General features: G+C 58.7%; 23 protein-coding genes. 21 read left to right on the top strand and 2 right to left on the bottom strand.

The features are described 5' to 3' along the window. Nucleotides 1-3 precede the first annotated feature (3 nt). Both ACIOWE_RS03345 and ACIOWE_RS03340 read right to left on the bottom strand, forming a co-directional pair. A complete protein-coding gene (locus tag ACIOWE_RS03345) occupies nt 4-375 on the bottom strand; it encodes a hypothetical protein (RefSeq protein ID WP_401387335.1) in 372 nt (123 codons plus the stop codon). Nucleotides 376-723: 348 nt separating this feature from the next. Then, complete coding sequence (locus tag ACIOWE_RS03340) at nt 724-1,521, bottom strand: helix-turn-helix transcriptional regulator (protein ID WP_159245150.1); 798 nt, start codon at nt 1,519-1,521, stop codon at nt 724-726. Nucleotides 1,522-1,609: 88 nt separating this feature from the next. On the opposite strand from ACIOWE_RS03340, the gene ACIOWE_RS03335 reads away from it, so the two are divergent. The 21 genes from ACIOWE_RS03335 (at nt 1,610) to ACIOWE_RS03235 (ending at nt 17,301) form a co-directional block, all read left to right on the top strand. Continuing rightward, nucleotides 1,610-1,849: a Cro/CI family transcriptional regulator gene (locus ACIOWE_RS03335; protein WP_401387332.1), complete on the top strand. Its 240-nt coding sequence runs from the start codon at nt 1,610-1,612 to the stop codon at nt 1,847-1,849. Between the two features lie 139 nt (nt 1,850-1,988). Continuing rightward, complete coding sequence (locus tag ACIOWE_RS03330) at nt 1,989-2,477, top strand: phage regulatory CII family protein (RefSeq protein ID WP_401387449.1); 489 nt, start codon at nt 1,989-1,991, stop codon at nt 2,475-2,477. Beyond that, entirely contained in the window at nt 2,470-2,676 is a 207-nt protein-coding gene (locus ACIOWE_RS03325) for a TraR/DksA C4-type zinc finger protein (RefSeq protein WP_101158491.1), read from the top strand. The genes ACIOWE_RS03330 and ACIOWE_RS03325 overlap by 8 nt, the downstream gene beginning before the upstream one ends. Continuing rightward, nucleotides 2,673-5,372 (top strand): DUF5906 domain-containing protein, encoded by a 2,700-nt coding sequence (locus ACIOWE_RS03320; protein WP_401387328.1) that lies wholly within the window; start codon nt 2,673-2,675, stop codon nt 5,370-5,372. The genes ACIOWE_RS03325 and ACIOWE_RS03320 overlap by 4 nt, the downstream gene beginning before the upstream one ends. Then, nucleotides 5,369-5,707: a hypothetical protein gene (locus ACIOWE_RS03315; protein WP_401387325.1), complete on the top strand. Its 339-nt coding sequence runs from the start codon at nt 5,369-5,371 to the stop codon at nt 5,705-5,707. The genes ACIOWE_RS03320 and ACIOWE_RS03315 overlap by 4 nt, the downstream gene beginning before the upstream one ends. After that, complete coding sequence (locus ACIOWE_RS03310; RefSeq protein WP_401387322.1) at nt 5,700-6,182, top strand: hypothetical protein; 483 nt, start codon at nt 5,700-5,702, stop codon at nt 6,180-6,182. Before ACIOWE_RS03315 ends, ACIOWE_RS03310 begins: the two co-directional genes overlap by 8 nt. A gap of 191 nt (nt 6,183-6,373) precedes the next feature. Then, nucleotides 6,374-6,718, top strand: coding sequence for a phage holin family protein (locus tag ACIOWE_RS03305; RefSeq protein WP_034156347.1), 345 nt, complete (start codon nt 6,374-6,376; stop codon nt 6,716-6,718). 146 nt (nt 6,719-6,864) lie between these two features. Further along, complete coding sequence (locus ACIOWE_RS03300) at nt 6,865-7,467, top strand: terminase small subunit (RefSeq protein ID WP_401387320.1); 603 nt, start codon at nt 6,865-6,867, stop codon at nt 7,465-7,467. A 4-nt stretch (nt 7,468-7,471) separates the two neighbouring features. Further along, the gene (locus ACIOWE_RS03295) at nt 7,472-9,496 is read left to right on the top strand and encodes a phage terminase large subunit family protein (protein WP_401387317.1); all 2,025 of its coding nucleotides are present in this window, start codon (nt 7,472-7,474) and stop codon (nt 9,494-9,496) included. A 1-nt stretch (nt 9,497) separates the two neighbouring features. Then, nucleotides 9,498-9,704 (top strand): phage head-tail joining protein, encoded by a 207-nt coding sequence (locus ACIOWE_RS03290; RefSeq protein WP_008087653.1) that lies wholly within the window; start codon nt 9,498-9,500, stop codon nt 9,702-9,704. Next, nucleotides 9,704-11,185 (top strand): phage portal protein, encoded by a 1,482-nt coding sequence (locus tag ACIOWE_RS03285; protein WP_401387314.1) that lies wholly within the window; start codon nt 9,704-9,706, stop codon nt 11,183-11,185. The genes ACIOWE_RS03290 and ACIOWE_RS03285 overlap by 1 nt, the downstream gene beginning before the upstream one ends. Next, nucleotides 11,182-12,336: a head maturation protease, ClpP-related gene (locus tag ACIOWE_RS03280; protein ID WP_401387311.1), complete on the top strand. Its 1,155-nt coding sequence runs from the start codon at nt 11,182-11,184 to the stop codon at nt 12,334-12,336. The genes ACIOWE_RS03285 and ACIOWE_RS03280 overlap by 4 nt, the downstream gene beginning before the upstream one ends. Continuing rightward, nucleotides 12,333-12,677, top strand: coding sequence for a head decoration protein (locus tag ACIOWE_RS03275; RefSeq protein ID WP_034156291.1), 345 nt, complete (start codon nt 12,333-12,335; stop codon nt 12,675-12,677). The genes ACIOWE_RS03280 and ACIOWE_RS03275 overlap by 4 nt, the downstream gene beginning before the upstream one ends. 64 nt (nt 12,678-12,741) lie before the next feature. After that, nucleotides 12,742-13,737: a major capsid protein gene (locus ACIOWE_RS03270; RefSeq protein ID WP_401387308.1), complete on the top strand. Its 996-nt coding sequence runs from the start codon at nt 12,742-12,744 to the stop codon at nt 13,735-13,737. A gap of 2 nt (nt 13,738-13,739) precedes the next feature. Continuing rightward, nucleotides 13,740-14,060 (top strand): hypothetical protein, encoded by a 321-nt coding sequence (locus ACIOWE_RS03265; RefSeq protein WP_401387305.1) that lies wholly within the window; start codon nt 13,740-13,742, stop codon nt 14,058-14,060. Beyond that, nucleotides 14,057-14,722 carry a hypothetical protein gene (locus ACIOWE_RS03260; protein ID WP_401387303.1) on the top strand — a complete coding sequence of 222 codons (666 nt, stop codon included), beginning with the start codon at nt 14,057-14,059 and terminating at the stop codon, nt 14,720-14,722. Before ACIOWE_RS03265 ends, ACIOWE_RS03260 begins: the two co-directional genes overlap by 4 nt. Then, on the top strand, nt 14,715-15,227 hold the full coding sequence (locus ACIOWE_RS03255) for a hypothetical protein (protein WP_401387300.1): 513 nt from the start codon (nt 14,715-14,717) through the stop codon (nt 15,225-15,227). The genes ACIOWE_RS03260 and ACIOWE_RS03255 overlap by 8 nt, the downstream gene beginning before the upstream one ends. Next, the gene (locus ACIOWE_RS03250) at nt 15,224-15,790 is read left to right on the top strand and encodes a phage baseplate assembly protein V (protein WP_401387297.1); all 567 of its coding nucleotides are present in this window, start codon (nt 15,224-15,226) and stop codon (nt 15,788-15,790) included. The genes ACIOWE_RS03255 and ACIOWE_RS03250 overlap by 4 nt, the downstream gene beginning before the upstream one ends. Before the next feature lie 52 nt (nt 15,791-15,842). Next, nucleotides 15,843-16,091, top strand: coding sequence for a hypothetical protein (locus ACIOWE_RS03245; RefSeq protein ID WP_401387294.1), 249 nt, complete (start codon nt 15,843-15,845; stop codon nt 16,089-16,091). Nucleotides 16,092-16,096: 5 nt separating this feature from the next. Next, nucleotides 16,097-16,423 carry a GPW/gp25 family protein gene (locus tag ACIOWE_RS03240; RefSeq protein ID WP_122505839.1) on the top strand — a complete coding sequence of 109 codons (327 nt, stop codon included), beginning with the start codon at nt 16,097-16,099 and terminating at the stop codon, nt 16,421-16,423. After that, nucleotides 16,420-17,301, top strand: a complete 882-nt coding sequence (locus tag ACIOWE_RS03235) for a baseplate J/gp47 family protein (protein WP_401387291.1) — start codon at nt 16,420-16,422, stop codon at nt 17,299-17,301. The genes ACIOWE_RS03240 and ACIOWE_RS03235 overlap by 4 nt, the downstream gene beginning before the upstream one ends.

Here is a 17,301-nt window from a genome sequence, read left to right as displayed (position 1 = left end):
TCCTCAGGCAGCGATCAGTTTGCGAACGCGGGCAAGCAATGCTTCCGAGTCCGCAAGTGCTCGATCAATTTGCGCCAGTCGGCCGGACTGCTCGGGTGGCGCGGGTTGAGCTGATTCAATTCGGCCGTTCGCAATGTCCTGGATGAAATCCCGCAGGTGCAGGTGATTGGCGCGGTCCGATCGCTTGAGGGTCAGTTCGCCGGTGTGACCTCCCAATTCAACGCTGACGACTGCGCTGTTTTGAGTGAGCTCCACATCAAAGCTTGCATAGATGGTTTGCTCTGGTTGTTGAAGAGGGCACACGGCACCTCCACCAACCTGGAGCATGTGATGCAACAGGTCTTGTTTAGTGAGGGGGATGAGGTAGTTATTCATGCCGCATCGTCTCCGAGCGGCCCGGCAGTGGCTTCGGATGCGTTAGCGATAATGACTGGCCTGATAGCGGCGGCGCCTTTGGGGTTGCTGACCACGAGAAGTCCCGTGCGAAGCTGTAGGTCTTCAACTGCGGCGCGACTGCTGCATGCGGAGGGGTGCAGGTAAACAGGGCAGCGGGTGTCGCTTTGCTGTGTGATTTGCATAGGTTGATCTCTTTGGTGAGAGGTAGATTCCGATGCGAAATTAGTGTTACTGATTTAATATGTCAACAGTATCACTTATAAAACCTGATAAATAAAATTAGTAGACGAAAAAAAAGACCCTTACGGGCCTTTTGGGAGAGATCTCTTAAAGCATTACCGAGTACCAGAAAACCTTCCCGATGATACGAATGTGCTGTTGGACGTAGTCGCCATCGTAGCGTTCGTCCGGGTGTTCCTCAGTGTTGTAGCTCCGTAGGCGCAAACCTGAGCCTGGCAATCGATAGAGGAGCTTCACGCGCAACTGTCCGTCATGATCAATGGCGTACATCTTGCCGTCCTGAACGACTGTATTCGCGGTGTCTACACCCACGGTACTGCCATCCGGAAGCACTGGCTCCATGCTGTTCCCAGTTACTGGAGCGCAACCTGCAGAAGCAGGATCGATGCTTTTTCTTTTGAGAGTACGTTTCCCGAAGCGAAGCTTGCGTCCGTTTGTTTCAAGCCTAACCTGAGATCCATTACCCGCAGACAATTCCACTTCCTTAAAGAATGGCAGCTCTACCTCATCAGGCCCGAGCGGGGTCTCGTCATCCCACACTTCAATCTGATGCATTTCCCAGTCGGGGGTTCTCGAGCTTTCATTGCCGCCCTGCGAATGCCGCAGGCGGGGCATTTCGGCGAGAGCAGCGAGACGTGGACTTACCTCTTCAAGCGAAAAGCCCAAGACATTCGAAAATTTGATCAGCGCTCCGATATTGAGAGGGATTCGGCCATTTAAGTATTGGCTGACAACGCTTTGCCCAGCCCATTCGCACAGATCGGCGATTTTGTCCTGGGTAAGGGAGGGGTCATGCCGTTTGCGGTCCTGATAAATAGCCTTCAAGCGCATGGCTTCGGCTTTTCGGGTCTCGTCGTCGGCAGAGAAGGATATCGAGGTAATCATGCATCCCAATTTATAAGGAAGACTTATTTTATCAAAACAGCTGCACGTCTTTTTCTCTTGCTGTTTAAAAGAAGTAACACTAATATTCATGCCGCAACGCCCATTCGAGGAAACGTGGATGGCAAACGAAATAGGAATTCCCTTGGGAGATTTCGCCGAGGGTAAGACTCAACCAGAGCTTGCTTTACTGATTGGGGTATCGCAAAGCGCTGTCTCTCAAATGCTCAACTCAGCTCGAGATATTCGAGTTCGGGTTGATGAGAAGGGGGCCTGTACAGCGGTAGAGATTCGTCTAATCGGATCGCGCCGCAAGGTCAGGGCCGCTTAAAAGGTGTCGAGCTGGGGCCTCTCACCAAAGAATCCCCCAGCCCGACTACGACGATACACAGCACATGCACATCGGTCGTGGTCATAGGATAGGGTTTGCCCTGGGCTATGGCTACACCGTAAACAGGGGATTTACGGTTATGAGTCGCACAGATCTTTTGCCGGACGCTGGTCCGGTCCTGCCACTACGCCAAGCGATTTATCGCGCTGGTCGTGACTATAAGGGCGGAATTACCGCCCTTGCCTTTGAAATGGTGTTGGACAACGACACCCTCCAGAAAAAACTCAAGCTCGATGAAGAACGCCGGTGGCTGAATCCAGATGAGCTTGAGGAAGTGATCAGGCTAACCGCTGATTCACGCTTGCTGGACGCATTGATGCGTCCAGCAGGTGCGGTTTGGTACCGGCCCGTGGCCGTACCGGCGACCCGTGATGCCTTGAAAGCGGTTGGGAAGCTACTCGGGGAAACCGGTGAATTCGTGGCGAAGATGCACGACGGCGCGGCGGACAACGTCTGGGAGCTTCATGAAGTCGTGGATCTCGAAAAGCACGGAATGGATGTGATCCGCGAAGTCCTTGGAATCATGGCGGGCGCTCGTCAGGCGATGGAGGATCGCATCAATGGCTGATGATATCGACCGCGCAAACGAGCAGGCGCAATACCTGCTTGATGTTGCTATTCATCGCAGTCGCCGCGTGCCATCGAGCCGCGTTAGCGCGCAGTTCTGTGACGACTGCGACGAACCAATCCCGTTGCTTCGACAGCAGAAGGTTGAAGGTTGCGAGACCTGCGTCTCTTGTCAGGAGTTGCGGGAGGCCCGGCGATGAGTGAATCGGGCAAAGGAACAGCCATCGCTACATGGGCAAAGCGTTACATCAGTACTTTTGACTTGGCACTCGTATCGATTGATCCAGGTGAAAAGGCTCCGAAAGGCCTAGGGTGGAATAAGCCCGGAGGCTATATCACCGACGCCGACACGGCCGAGGCGTTCTGGCAACGAAACCCAAATCACAACCTTGGCGTCGTGCTGGGGCCGAGCCGCGTTTGTTCACTGGATGTTGATGACGTTCAATGGACGCGACATGTTCTGTATGAACTGTTGGGCCTTGACCTTGATGCGATGGCAGTAGTGTTCCCGACTATCGTCGGGAATCCGCTGCGATTCCGGGTGGTGTTCAAGGTGCCGGAAGGCATCGAACTCACGCGTCATTCACTTTCATGGCCGAATGAAAAAGACCCGGACGGTTCGATTTTCAAAGGGTTGATGGACACGGCTAAGGTTGCGAAAGAGCAGGGTGATCTTGCCGCAGAAGCTGCTGCACGAACCGAAGCCGAGCCGTTCAAACGCTTCACGGTCTTTGAACTACGTGCGGGATTGGTGCAAGACGTATTTCCACCATCAATTCATCCCGGTACCGGCAAACCTTACATCTGGAAAACTGCTCCAAGTGCTACTGACGGGCTGCCGACGCTGACCAACGAGCTGCTTACCATTTGGCAGAATTGGGAGTTTTTTAAGCGAGATGCTGAAGCTGCGTGTCCATGGGCGGTTGCGCCACCAAAGCCACCGGTCAAAGCCCAAAAGCGTCCTGCACTCGGTGGCGGCAAACAGCCCTCGGTAATTGATGAATTCAACCGTTGTCACGATGTTGCGGAGCTTCTTCGTGCCCATGGATACATCAAGCGAGGCAATAAGTGGCTGTACCCTCAAAGCAGCACCGGTCTGCCAGGGGTGACGATCAGTGAGGACAAGGTTTATTCGCACCACGGTGCTGACCCTCTCGCGAACGGGCATCAGAACGACGCCTTTGAAGTGTTCTGCTTACTCGAGCACGGTGGCGACCAGTCGAAGGCTGTGAAGGATGCTGCGCGAATGTTGGGCATGCAATACGCCGCCCGTCCAGATCCGAATGATCTTCCCCCCACCCCATCCGGTGAAATGAGCGGGCCGATCTCCGACGAAACATGCCCGTCCAGCGAGGCCGCTCCTGCTCCTGACGGGGGGGCGGGGGAGGTCATAACGTTGGATCACATTCTGCGTCGTTTTGCGTTGGTCGAGGGCACCACGCACGTGTGGGACTGCGACCAATCGAAGGGAATGAAGAAGTCCGCTTTCGAAGCTCGCGTGGGCAAGCCTCTAGCTAAAGCCTGGTTGGACCACACCGGAAAGAGGCTGATTTCTGACGACCATGTTCGCGACATCGAGCAGGCGCGCCGCATGGCCGGGAAGAAGGGCGGCGCATTCGGGATGTCTCCAACTGATCGCTACGTTTACATCGATGGCACCAAAGACGTTTGGGATCGCGAAAAGAAGCGGCGCATAGCCGAGGGCGCGGTCAAGATGGCTCTGGGAGATACTTATCCGTTGTGGTTGAACAGCAGCGAGCGCCGCACCGTCGATGTTGAGCACATCGTGTTTGATCCGACCATGACGAAGGATCCTGCGGTGTACATCAATACCTTTGACGGGTTGCCGCTTGAGCCAGTCAGGGATGATGCAGCGTGTGCCAACCTGCGTTGGCTGATCTCATTTCTTTGTAACCATGATGAGGCGGCAACCGATTGGTTAACTCGCTGGCTGGCGTATCCGCTGCAGCACTTGGGCGCCAAGATGGATACCGCTGTGTTAATGCATTCGATTATGGAAGGTTCGGGCAAGAGCCTTTTGTTCGCTGACGCACTCGGCATGCTTTACGGCCAATACGCGGCGACTGTTGGTCAGACGCAATTGGAAAGCAGTTTCAACGCGTGGCAAAGCCGCAAATTGTGGTCCGTCTTCGAAGAGGTGGTCAGTCGCGATCAGCGTTACAACCAGGTGGGCAAGATTAAGCACTTGATCACTGGTAAAACGGTGCGGATGGAGTCGAAGTTCATTAATGGCTGGGAAGAAGCCAACCATATGAATGCGGTATTTCTCAGCAACGAGATTCTTCCGTGGCCAATCAGCGACAGTGATCGACGAATGCTGGTGATGTGGCCTATGGAGACCCTGCCAGTCGCAAGGCAAAAGGCGATTGGTCGTGAACTGGAGCAGGGTGGGGTGGCGGCGCTCTACGGTTGGTTACTGTCGGTCGATCTAGGGGACTTCAACCAGCGCACGCGGCCGCCATCGACCGAGGCGCGTGAGCGTTTGGTGGCCTTGAGTCGGGCCGGCTGGCAAACATTCTTGCATCTGTGGAAGTACAGCGAGCTGGGGCATGGGCTTTGGGGACCGTGTCTATCGACCGACCTCTATTCGTTATTTCTCGAATGGTGTCAGCGCAACAAAGAGCACGTGATGAGTCAGACCAAGTTCTCTCTATTCATCAGTTCTGAGGTGGATAAAACGCGGGCGATACCCTGGACTGACGGCAATAACCGTCGCTTCGGCGCGTTTTTCTTTCCTGTGGATCTGGATGCTTCCCCGCCCCCATCACTCAAGGCGGCAGAGCTGGGCAAGCAGGTGGAGAACTGGCGGGCGAAGGCCAAGCTGGCGGGCTGGCACGTGGACAGCTGGGATCACATCAAGGCGCTTGCAGCATGACTATTTTCAAAAGTGTGCTGGGTGTGTTGAGTGTGTGTCGGGTTGATTTTGAATACCCCACACAATTTGAGTGCCCGAATTACATGCCTTCGCGGGTGTTGTGTGGGGTGTGTTGGGTTTTGTGTCGCGCACGCGCATGCATGACGTTCTTTGCAACGAATTCAACGGAAGGAATTTTTTCTTATGCGAAGACTGATAAACCCAACAAACCCAACACACTCAACTCAAGTTTGATTGAAGCATTGAATTTAAAGGGATTAATGTGTGTTGGGTTTGTGTCGGGTTGGGGTATTTCTGTGTCGGGTTGGGTTTTACGGGGGCAGGGCAATGATTGAGGCGATGGAGTTATTGCTGAAACATTGGGGCGAGCAATGCCGACACGGCGGTGAAGCCGGAGGCATGGGTAGCCCTATGGCGACGATCATGGAGTGGGGCGGTTGCGCGCCGCGAGGCACACCCGGTTCTCGGATCCTTCTCGGCGGTGGTGCGGGACCAGATGCAATTGCGCAGGAAGTTGGTGCCGCCCTTTCCGAGATAGCCCGGCAAGATGGTCGGGGTGAAAGGCTGCAACAGTTGGCGGTTATGCGTTATGGCTTTGACCCTGCACCAACATGGGCAGCGCAGATGCACGAACTGGGCTACGTCTCAAAGGCGAAGCAAACCTACTACGATCTTGTACACCGCCTGCATGTGCGACTCTTTGAGGTGCTGGCCGAGCGCAAGAACGCAAGAAAGTGGCTTACCGTTGGTCGGGGCGCTTTGCCTCAAAGTCTCCTCAAAGTTGCGTCAAAGTTGCGTCAAGTTGGATAACCGAAAATGCCCCCTTTTCGGTTCCGTACTCAGGGGGTAAAAAGTCCCCACGATATGGATTCTGCGCCTTGGCGCTTCCCCGAGCACGTGCTGTGCACTTCGTCCTGGCGTATGCCGCGACATTGAAAACCCTGCCCTTCGGCGGGGTTTTCTTTTTTGTGTTCGGCATGCTCCTTCACTTGAGGCACAACATGACAAATGAGCAGCAAGCGCTGGCAGAAATGCCGATCTGGTTGGTGATCGTCCTGGCTCTGGTCGGCGGGGTATCCGGTGAGATGTGGCGAGCAGACAAGGATGGTGCCCGGGGCTGGGCGTTAATGCGTCGGCTTGCGCTTCGATCCGGTGCCTGCATTGTCTGCGGAGTATCGGCAATGATGCTGATGATCGCGGCGGGCATGTCGCTCTGGACGGCTGGCGCCTTGGGCTGTCTCACGGCAATGGCCGGTGCAGATGTTGCCATTGGCTTGTACGAACGCTGGGCTGCCAAGCGGCTTGGCGTGTGCGATGTCCCGCCGAATGGCGGCGGACCAGCCTGAAACCGCCGGGGACCCTGGGGTTATTCGGAGGGTACGGGGTCGGAAACCCGCGGGAAACTGTTAGCCGCAGGTTCCCCAGCTTACTGAAATTTCAATCATTGAAATCTTGAAAGGATTCATTGAAATACGTTGAAAAAGGAGGACTCATGACAGAACCAACCTACCTGTCGAAGAGCGCCTTCGCGGCCCGGCTCGGCAGGTCGCCGAGTTACATCACCTGGCTGAAAGACAACAACCGTTTGGTGCTATCGCCCAACGGCAAACAGGTTGATGTGCATGCCACCGAAGCGCTGATTCTCGACACCGCTGACCCAAGCAAGGCCGCCGTCGCCGAGCGTCACCAGCATGACCGGATTCAGCGCGACGTTTACAGCCAACTGTCCACGTCGGTCGAACCGACTTCCACGGCTGCGCCGCCGCAGGTGATCACCGGCGATGGCAAGCTTCCCGACTTCCAGAAAGCCCGTGCCCTGCGCGAGCACAACATGGCAAAGCTGGCCGAGATCGAGCTGGGCAAAGCCCAGGGCTCACTGGTCTCCAAAGAAGCCGTCGAAACCGGTGCCTACAACGCCGGCCGATTGCTGCGCGATCAGTTGTTCGGTCCGTTGCCGCAACTGTCCCACGACCTCGCGGCGATGACCGATCCCTGGCTGATCGAAAAACACCTGACGGCCACCTTCCGTCGAACGCTGGAGGAGGCCGAGCGCCTCTCTTCAGCAGACCTTGAACACGCCATGACAACGGACTGAACCCATGCACACGGAATTTCCTGACGGTGCAGAGGTGTACCGTGAGGCTTATTTCCGTGGACTGCGCCCCGACCCAGATCTTTGGATCGATCAATGGGCCGACGAGTACATGCGGATCCCGCGAGACACCGGTGCCCCCGAGCCCGGCCAGTACCGCACCTCACGGACACCTTATGCCCGCGAGCCAATGCGTTGCCTGTCGCCGGCTCACCCCTGCAGGCGCGTGGTCACCATGGTGGCCTCGCAGTTGATGAAAACCCAGATCGCTCTGAACTGGATGGGCGGCCTGATCCACATGGCGCCGTCAAACATCCTCGCGCTGCTGCCGAGCCTGGGCCTGGCCAAGCGGGTCTCGGGGCGAATCAGCAAAACCATCAAGGCCACACCAGTGCTGCGCGAGCGAGTCGCTGCCACCCGTTCGCGGGATGCGCGTAACACGATGGACACCAAGGAATTCGAGGGCGGTTCGCTCTACGTCACCACCGCCGGTTCGGCGGCCAACTTGTCTGAACTGTCTGCACGTTACATCTACGGCGATGAGGTTGACCGTTGGGAGAATGACGTCGGCCAGGAAGGTGATCCCATCCGATTGGCGGAGACACGAGCGACCAACTTCGGCCGTAACGCCAAGATCTATTTTTCCAGCTCGCCAACGATCAAGGGCGCTTCGCGGATTGCGGATCTGTTCGAGTCCAGCGACCAGCGGCATTACTACGTACCGTGCCCCACCTGCGGCCATATGCAAGTGTTGGAATGGGAGCGACTGCATTACAGCAAGGACTTCAGCACCGTGCATTACGAGTGCGCAGCCCCTGAGTGCGACGTGCTGATCGAAGAACATTACAAGAGCGACATGCTCGCCCGAGGCGAGTGGCGCGCTCATGCGGGTGGCGACGGGAAAACCGTTGGCTTTCATCTCAACGCGCTGTACTCCCCAACCGGCTGGATGGACTGGGGATCGCTTGCCATCGAGTTTGAAGACGCCAAAAAAGCCCAGGCTCAAGGTGATACGAGCCTGATGCAGGTGTTCTACAACACACGTCTCGCTAAGGTCTGGGACAGTGCGCTCGAACAGACCAAGGCTGAGGTGCTGATCGCTCGGGCGCGGCTTGAGAACTACACCCTCGGCGCGATGCCGGTCGGTGTGCTGATGCTGACCGGCGCCGTTGACGTCCAGGCTAACCGTCTGGAGTTGATGGTAATGGGCTTCGGCGTCGGCATGGAACGTTGGGTTGTTGACCATCAGATCATCTGGGGTGACCCAGCAGACGAACGCACCTGGGCGGTGCTGGACGAGAAACTCAAAGCTCGTTACCGGCATCCTTGTGGTGTGGGTCTGGCGATTCTCGCCGTGGGTGTCGACTCCGGTGGTCACCACACAGATGAGGTCTACCAGTTCTGCCGCGTTCGTCGCTGGCGCAATATCTTCGCCATCAAAGGCGCGAGCAAGCCAGGCCGGCCGGTGATTGCACAGCGCCCGTCCATGGTTGACGTGACGTGGAAGGGTCAGACCGAACGCAACGGTGCCGAGTTGTGGTTCGTCGGTACCGACACCGCCAAAGACTGGATCTACAACCGCTACCCATTCCCGGACGGTCCGGGTTCGCTGCACTTTGCCAACGACCTGCCGGACGAGTTCTTCGCTCAGTGCGTCGCCGAACGCAAAGTCGTGCGGTACGTGCGCGGTCACAAGCGCATCGAATGGGTGAAGGGCAAGGCTGAGCGCAACGAAGCGCTTGACCTGATGGTGTACTGCCTCGCGATGGCGCATTACCTCGGCATCAACCGCTACCAGGAACACGATTGGGACAGGGTGCGACAAGCCCTGGCCCAGTCCGGTTTGTTCGATGACGCCTTGAGCATCAAGCCTGTTCAGGGCGAGCGACTTGATGCTGAGCAAACACCGGCGCCCGAGGCTGTACGCCAGGCTCAACCCGTACCACCACCCGCTGCGCCGGTTACACAATCGCGACCGGCAGCCCCCCCTCAACGCCGCAGCTCAGCCAGCGGCTATCTGAAGAGACGCTGATATGTCCTTTACGAAAAAGCACCTCGACGCGGTTGAGGCGGCCATTGCTCGCGGTGAAAAAACTGTGCGCTACACCGACCGTACCGTGGAATACCGCACAGTCGATGAGCTGCTCAAGGCGCGCGAAGAAATACGCTCGTCGCTGGCCAGCGCCGCCGGGCCACGTTCGCGCGTGGTCCGGCTGTATCACGCAGGGAAGGGGGTCTGATGGCCCGCTATTTTCCGACGCTGACCCGTAACGGATTTGTGCTGCCGTCCAACATCAAGGCCAGTTACGAAGGCGCAGGTGAGGGCCGCCGATCCGCTGGCTGGGATGCTCCCGACAACGGGATCAACAGCATCAACACCCCGGCACTGCGCAATTTGCGGTCGCGCTCCCGGGCAGCGGTTCGCAATGACCCGTATGCCTTCAACGTCATCGACAAGCGTGTCAGCAACCTGATCGGCACGGGCATCACCCCTCGGCCAACAACCGACGATGATGCTTTGCGCAAGCTGCTGCAGGAGCTGTGGGGCGATTGGGTCGATGAGGCGGATGCGGATGATCGCACCGACTTCTACGGCCAGCAGGCGCTGGTGGCGCGCACGGTTGAAACCTCGGGCGAATGCTTCGTCCGGTTGCGTCCTCGCAGTCTGGATGAGGGTCTGGCGGTACCGCTGCAGCTGCAGATCCTCGCACCGGAATTTGTGCCGCACGACAAATTCGAGACCACCAAAAACGGCAACGTCATCCGCGCCGGCATCGAGTTCACCCCGGGCGGCAAGCGGGTGGCGTACTGGATGTACTTGTCGCATCCGCGCGATGCAGCCTCGCTGAACGCCGGCTACAACCAGCTGGTCCGAGTCCCGGACGCACAGGTACTGCACATTTTTGAACCGGTGGAGCCTGGTCAGTTGCGCGGTGTGCCGCGATTATCGCCGGTGCTCAAACGCCTGCGCAGTCTGGACAATTACGACGACGCGGTGCTGTTCCGGCAGGAAGTGGCCAACCTGTTTGCCGGTTTCATCAAGCGTCCGGCGCCGGAATCGGGTCCGGCTCCACGCGATCCGGTCACCGGCCAATTGCTGGATCTGGACCGCGATGGCTTCACCCCGATGGTCGCGCTCGAACCCGGCACCATGCAGGAACTGGGGGCAGGTGAGGAGGTGGAGTTCTCCAAACCGCCAGACGCCGGCAACAACTATCCGGACTTCATGCGGCAGCAACTGATGGCTGCAGCAGCGGGGTCGGGTACGCCTTACGAGATCCTCACCGGCGACATGCGCGGCATCAACGACCGAGCACTGCGGGTGGTACTCAACGAGTTTCGCCGCCGCCTGGAACAACTGCAGTTCAGCGTGTACGTCCATCAACTCTGCCGCCCAGTACGGGCAGCGTGGATGGATATGGCTGTGCTTTCTGGTGTCCTGGTGCTGGACGATTACGCACAGAAGCGCCGCCAGTACCTGCGCACTCGCTGGGTGCCACAAGGCTGGGCCTACATCCAGCCGGTGCAGGACGTGCAGGCGCGGCGGATGGAAGTGCAGGCCGGGTTTTCGTCGCGCAGCGAGATGGTCTTGCGCACCGGCTACGACGCCGAAACGGTCGATCTGGAAAACGCTGCCGATCTGGCGCGCGCCACCGCATTGGGCCTCAACTACAACACCCTTGATGCCGTCGAAGACACCGACGACAAGGAGCAAACATGAGCAAAACCGCGAAACCGCGCATTTACAACCGTGCAGGCAAGCGCGTCGAGGTTCAGGACAAGACCTGGTACGCCCTGCTGGCCAGCGGAGAGGCCACCGAGCGAGTGATCGAGGTTTTCGTCTATGGCGAGATCGGCGCGTGGGGCATCACTGCCAATCAGTTCGTGCAGGATCTCCGCGCCATGGACGACGGTGTGTCACCGGTGGTCGCCGCGTTCAACAGTATCGGTGGTGATCTGTTCGACGGTCTGGCCATGCACAACGCGCTGTCGCGTCTGGGCGAGCGGTGCACCGGGCGGATCGATGCGCTCGCGGCCAGTGCCGCCAGTGTCGCCGTGTGCGGTGCGCACCGGGTGGTGATCGCTTCCAACGCGATGTTGATGATCCACAACCCATGGACCTACGCCGCCGGTGATGCGGAAGACTTCCGCAAGGTCGCCGACGTCCTCGACCAGACCATGGAAGCCATCATTGCCGCGTACAAGGCCAAAGCGCCCGACATCGATGAGGTGGAGCTACGGCGTTTGGTGGCGGCCGAAACCTGGCTGACCGCCAACGAAGCGGTGGCATTGGGGCTAGCCGATGAAGTCGGCGACGGCGTCAAGGTCAAAGCGTGTCTCGGTCAAGGCGCGGTGTTGCAACGATTCCAGAACGCCCCGGCTGAATTGCTGGCCCAGCTCGAAGAGCCACCAGAACCGGATCCCGAACTTGAACCTGTCGATCCGCCGCTGGTGCCGCCTGTAGTCGACTCGGCCAAGTTGGCGTTGATGATCACTCAGCGCTGCACGGCGGCGGGCATCAGCAACCTGGTCGAACCGTTGCTGAATTCCACTCAGCTCGAAAGCGAAGAAATCGTTCTCGCCGGCTTGGCACGTGCCAAGGCGGTGAACGACCTTTGCGTCGCCGCGCGTCTACCGGAATTCAGCGCCGAGTATGTCGCGGCAGGTCTGGATGCGGCGGCGGTCCGGGCGCGGCTGTTCGACAAGATCGTTACCAGCGGCAAAGGCTTTGAAATCGACAACAGCCTGCCACTCGACGATGACCCGGCACCTAAGGTGCAAGCCAAGAAAATTGATCAGCCATCTATCTGGTCGGCCCGCCAAGCTGCCCACACAGGTAAATCCCATTCCGCTACAGGAGCAAGACGATGACGATCCAACGAGAGCCGATGCATGCAGGTGAATTTCTCCTGTCCGAAGCGGCTGGCACCATTTCCCGCGAGGCAATCAATGTCGCTGCCGGCCCTGCATTAGAGCCGGGGCAGATCCTCGGTTTAGTTAGCCTGACCGGCGAATTCGCCCCGTACAACCCAACGGCCGAAGACGGCAGCGAAAACGCTATCGCCATTCTCTACGGTCCGTTGGGTGAATCGGACGTGGTTCGGCGCGGTCGTGCTGTGGTGCGGCTGGCCGAAGTCAGCGAAGCGCACCTGACCGGCCTGGATCCGGCAGCCGAAAAAGCGCTGGCTACCCACTTCCTGATCGTCCGCTAAAGGCGATCGTCATCAATTATCCAGCCCGCCCTGTGCGGGTTTTTTGTTTTCTGGAGATAGCTTCATGGCTGACATTGAAATCTTTAACGACGATGCTTTTTCGGTCTCTTCGCTGACCGCCGCCATCAACGAACGGGAATACCTCCCGGGTCGCATCAGCAGCCTCGGTCTGTTTCAGGAGGAGGGCATCACCACCCTGACGGTCCAGATCGAAAAGGACGGCGACACCCTCGCCCTGGTACCAGCCGGTGAGCGTGGTACATCAGGATTGGTCGTCGGTGGCAGCAAGCGCAACCTGATCCCGTTTAACACCGTGCACCTGCCGCAGCGCTTCGCCATCAAGGCCGATGAGATCCAAGGCATTCGCGCCTTTGGCACCCGTTCGGAGCTGCAAGCCGTGCAGGACGTGGTCAACAAGCGTTTGGGTAAAGCTCGTCGACAGCTCGATGCTACGCACGAATTCCAGCGCATGGGTGCGCTGAACGGCCAGATCCTGGACGCGGATGGCAAAACCGTGTTGCTCGACATTTACAAAACGTTCGGTGTGACCCGCAAAAAAATGTCCATGGGACTTAACAATCCTGACACGGAATTTCGCGTTAAGTGCGGTGAAGCGCTGGATCTGCAAGAAGAACAACTAGGCAGCATCACCAGCAGTGGTTCCAGAGCGTTCTGCGGTAAGAATTTCTGGAATCTGCTCCTGACAAACGTAAAGGTGAAGGAGACTTTCCTCAACACCCAGCAAGCCGCAGCGTTGCGCGGTGATGCCCGTGAAAGCTTCGAATTCGGCGGCATTGTCTGGGAGCGTTATCGCGGCAAGATCGCTGGTGTGTCGTTCGTCCACGACGATAAAGCACTGCTGATTCCCGAAGGCGTACCAGACCTCTACATCTCAGTGTTTGCACCGGCTGACTATATGGAAACGGTCAACACCGAAGGCGTGCCGTACTACAGCAAGATCGAACCGATGCCGTTCAACAAAGGCATGGCCGGCGAAGCGCAATCTAACCCGTTGCACCTGTGCACTCGGCCACTGGCCCAGATCCTGTTGGAACTCTGACCGTGGGCTTTCGCGATCTGATCGCCGAGGTCGACGCGGTGGTGTTCGAAACGCTGGGCGATACGGCGCGGATAGAGGGTCGCGAGGAGCCAGTGTTCGGCATGTTCGCCGCGCCCTGGCTGCAACCCAAGCTCGGCAAGCTCAACACCGGGTTGCGCGAGCCGCGCTTCGAGATTCGCGTCAGCGATTCGCAAGGTCTGGAGCAGGGCATGCTGGTCAGCGTTGACTTGCCTGCCTTGGACGGCGGCGGTGACTATGACCTGATTCAGCTCGAACCGAGCGGCGACGGCCTGGTTGCCCTGATTCTGAGGTTGCGCCCATGAGTGTCGGCAGCTATTTCAAACCCTCGGCCGGGGGCGGGATGATCTCCATCCAGTCCTCGGCCGCAGACTTTCAGGCGTTCCAGGACTTTGCCCAGTTGGTGCCGAAAGCAGCTGCGGCGGCGCATCGGCGCGCGATCAACAAGACGTTGGGCTGGTTGCGCACGCACATTGCCCGAGCCGTTAGCCGGTCAGAGCGCATCGCTGTTGCGGCGGTCCGTCAGCGGTTGCGCAGCTACCCGGTTTCCGGCGGGGCCGCGAGCGGCAAACTGTGGTTCGGTTTGAACGCCATCGAGTCCAGCCGGATCGGTCGGGCGCGGCAAACCGGCAGCGGAGTGTCGGTGGCGGGGCGGCGTTATCAGGGTGCCTTTCTCAAGAAGGTCTACGGCAACAAGCCCGACATCTGGATCCGCACGGCCAGCAAGCATTTCAACGCGGACGACTACCCCGACAGCACGGTGTCACCTGGTCGCGGGCCGAGTTCGGGCTGGGTCGCCGAAAACGGCAGTCGTTTTCCGCTGGCCAAGGCCAAGGTATCGCTGGAGCAAGCCCGGCCGCACTTCGAAAGCTGGGTAAAAAAAGCGGATGAACGCCTGCTGGAGATCCTCAAGCAGGAACTCAACTTTGAGCTGCAGAAATACCTCAAGAGGATCGGCAATGTCTGACGAACCCTTCAGCCTGGACCAGCTTTATCGGGTGGTAGAACAGCATCTGCGCGCTAACCTTCCCGGCGTGCATACAGTCGCGGCCTGGCCGAACGTTGCTGATCGTGTGTTGCTGCCAGCGGTGTTTCTTGAGGTGGCGGAGATCGAGCCGGGTACCGATATCGGCACCGGCGAAACTTCGCTGATCTTCAAGTTTGAGGCTCGCATCATCGTCGACCCCATCAAGCCGCACCATCATCAACAGGCCGTGCAACTAGCGACGCAGTTGGCGGTGCTGTTACGTGCGCAAACCTGGGGGTTAGCAGTTGAACCCGCCGAGTTTGTGCAATCGCTGCAGGACTGGACCCAGCCGCACCTGGATGGATACACCGTGTGGCTGGTGGAGTGGACTCAGCAGGTCTATCTCGGACTTGAGGAGTGGCCGTGGCCAGATGATCTGCCGGGTGAGCTGCGTTTGAATGACTACAACGTTGAGGTGACTGTCGGTCCGGAGCAGGGTCCATGAGTTACGCAAGCGCCCAGCATGACCGCATGATCGCGGGGGCGGTAAAGGCTTGCTACGTGGTCGCGGTGGATCTGTCCGCTTCGCCGCCGGTATGTCGCGTCTCGGACGGCAGTGAATGGGTCAGCGCTTGGGTGCGGTGGCACAGCATCGCTGCGGGCAAGGCCAGGCATTGGCGTGCACCGTCTTTGGGTGAGCAGGGCAGTTTGATCAGTCCCAGCGGCGAGGTGTCGCAAGGCACGTTTGTCCCTGGCCTGTATGGCAATTCAGGTCCCCCACCAGACAACCGCGACCATGTCGAGGTCTGGCGCTTCGATGATGGCGGCTCGCTGATCTACGACTGGCAGGCCAAGAGCTACAGCATCACTCTGCCGAGCGGTACGGTCACCATCAAAGTGGCCAGCACGGAAGCGGTTGTAACCGATAGCGCCGTGAGCGTGACTACCGGCAACATCAACCTGAAAGCGGCGGTGATGATCGAAGGTGCGTTGCACGTCACCAAGGGCATCACCAGCGCCGGGTCAATCATCGACGCCACCGGCAACAGCAACCACCACACGCATTAATTCATTCACGACAGCCCGCCCAGTGCGGGCTTTTTCATGCCTGGAGAAATACATGGCCAAGATCGATACGACCTCAACTGAGGTGCAAACGTCCTCGGAACCTGCATTGTCATCCTCTACTTACTCATCGCCTGAGTTCTTGAAATTCCGCGACAAGCTCTACACGTCGCGACTGTTGATCGTGCCCGGTACTGACCGTTCCTATCCGGTCGACAAGGCGACGGTTGTGGTGCCGACCTCCGACATCGAAGCGGTCAAGTTCCTGAAAGCCAGCGAAGAATACGAGCCGTTCAAGGAGTGACATCGATGATCGGAATGGATCGCCACACCGGCCTACCCATATCCGGCATCGAGCATCTGCGGCAATCCATTGCCGACATCTTGAGCACGCCGCTGGGCAGTCGCCGGCACCGTATGGAATACGGCAGCAAGCTACGGCGGTTTGTCGATTTACCCATCAACGAAGGCTGGAAAAGCGCCGTACAGGCTGAGGTTGCCCGTGCTCTGGGGCGCTGGGAACCGCGTTTGAAGTTGGATCAGGTGCGCGTCATTTCCGTCATTGGCGGGCAAATCAATTTGCAAATCGTCGGGAAGTACCTGGGCGACAGCGTCACGTTGGAGGTGGCCGCATGAGTACCGTAGATCTGTCGTCGCTGCCGGCGCCGACCGTGCTGGAGCCTCTGGACTTCGAAGAGGTTTATCAGGACGGACTGAGCGTGTTTCGCGGGTACATGGGCGGCAACTGGACGGCCGCGCTGGAAAGCGATCCAGTGGTCAAAGTGCTTGAGGTCGGGGCTTACAACATGGTCGGCAATCGCGCCCGAGTCAATGATGCCGGCAAGGCACTGCTGCTGGCACACGCCATTCGCGGCGACCTCGATCACTTGGGGGCCAACGTCAATCTGGCGCGCCTGGTCATTCAGGCCGCGGATCTGCTGGCGGTGCCGCCGGTGCCCAAGGTCATGGAAGACGACGATCCGTTTCGCGAGCGCATCCAGTTGGCCTATGAGGGCTTGACCACAGCCGGCCCGCGTAACAGCTACATCCTGCATGCACGCAATGCCTCGGGGTTGGTGGCAGATGCCACGGCCGAAAGCCCGGCGCCTTGCTACGTAACGGTCACGGTGCTGGGGTTGGACGGGGAAGGCGAAGCGTCGCCGGAGTTGTTGGCGACGGTGGCCGCTGCGTTGAATGACGATGATGTTCGCCCGGTCGCTGATCGAGTGACCGTGCAGAGCGCGCAGGTGATCCGCTACGAGATTGACGCCATCTTGCACATGGCCGGCGCCGGCCCCGAAGCGGACGCCAGTTTGGCCGAGGCGAAGAGCCGCTTGGCTGCCTGGATCAATCCACGCAAGCGGCTGGGCGTCGAGGTCGCCCGCTCCGCTGTCGACGCTCAGTTGCACGTTGCTGGCGTTGCCCGGGTTGAGCTGGTCGGGTGGCAGGATCTGGCCCCGTCCAAGGCACAAGCGGCGTTCTGTACGCGGTACAACGTGAGGCTGGCGGGCTGA

This window comes from Pseudomonas sp. NPDC087598 (assembly GCF_044743525.1).
GTDB lineage: Bacteria > Pseudomonadota > Gammaproteobacteria > Pseudomonadales > Pseudomonadaceae > Aquipseudomonas.
The sequence above is the reverse complement of the archived record's forward strand: the minus strand, read 5'-3'. Positions and strand labels throughout refer to the sequence as shown.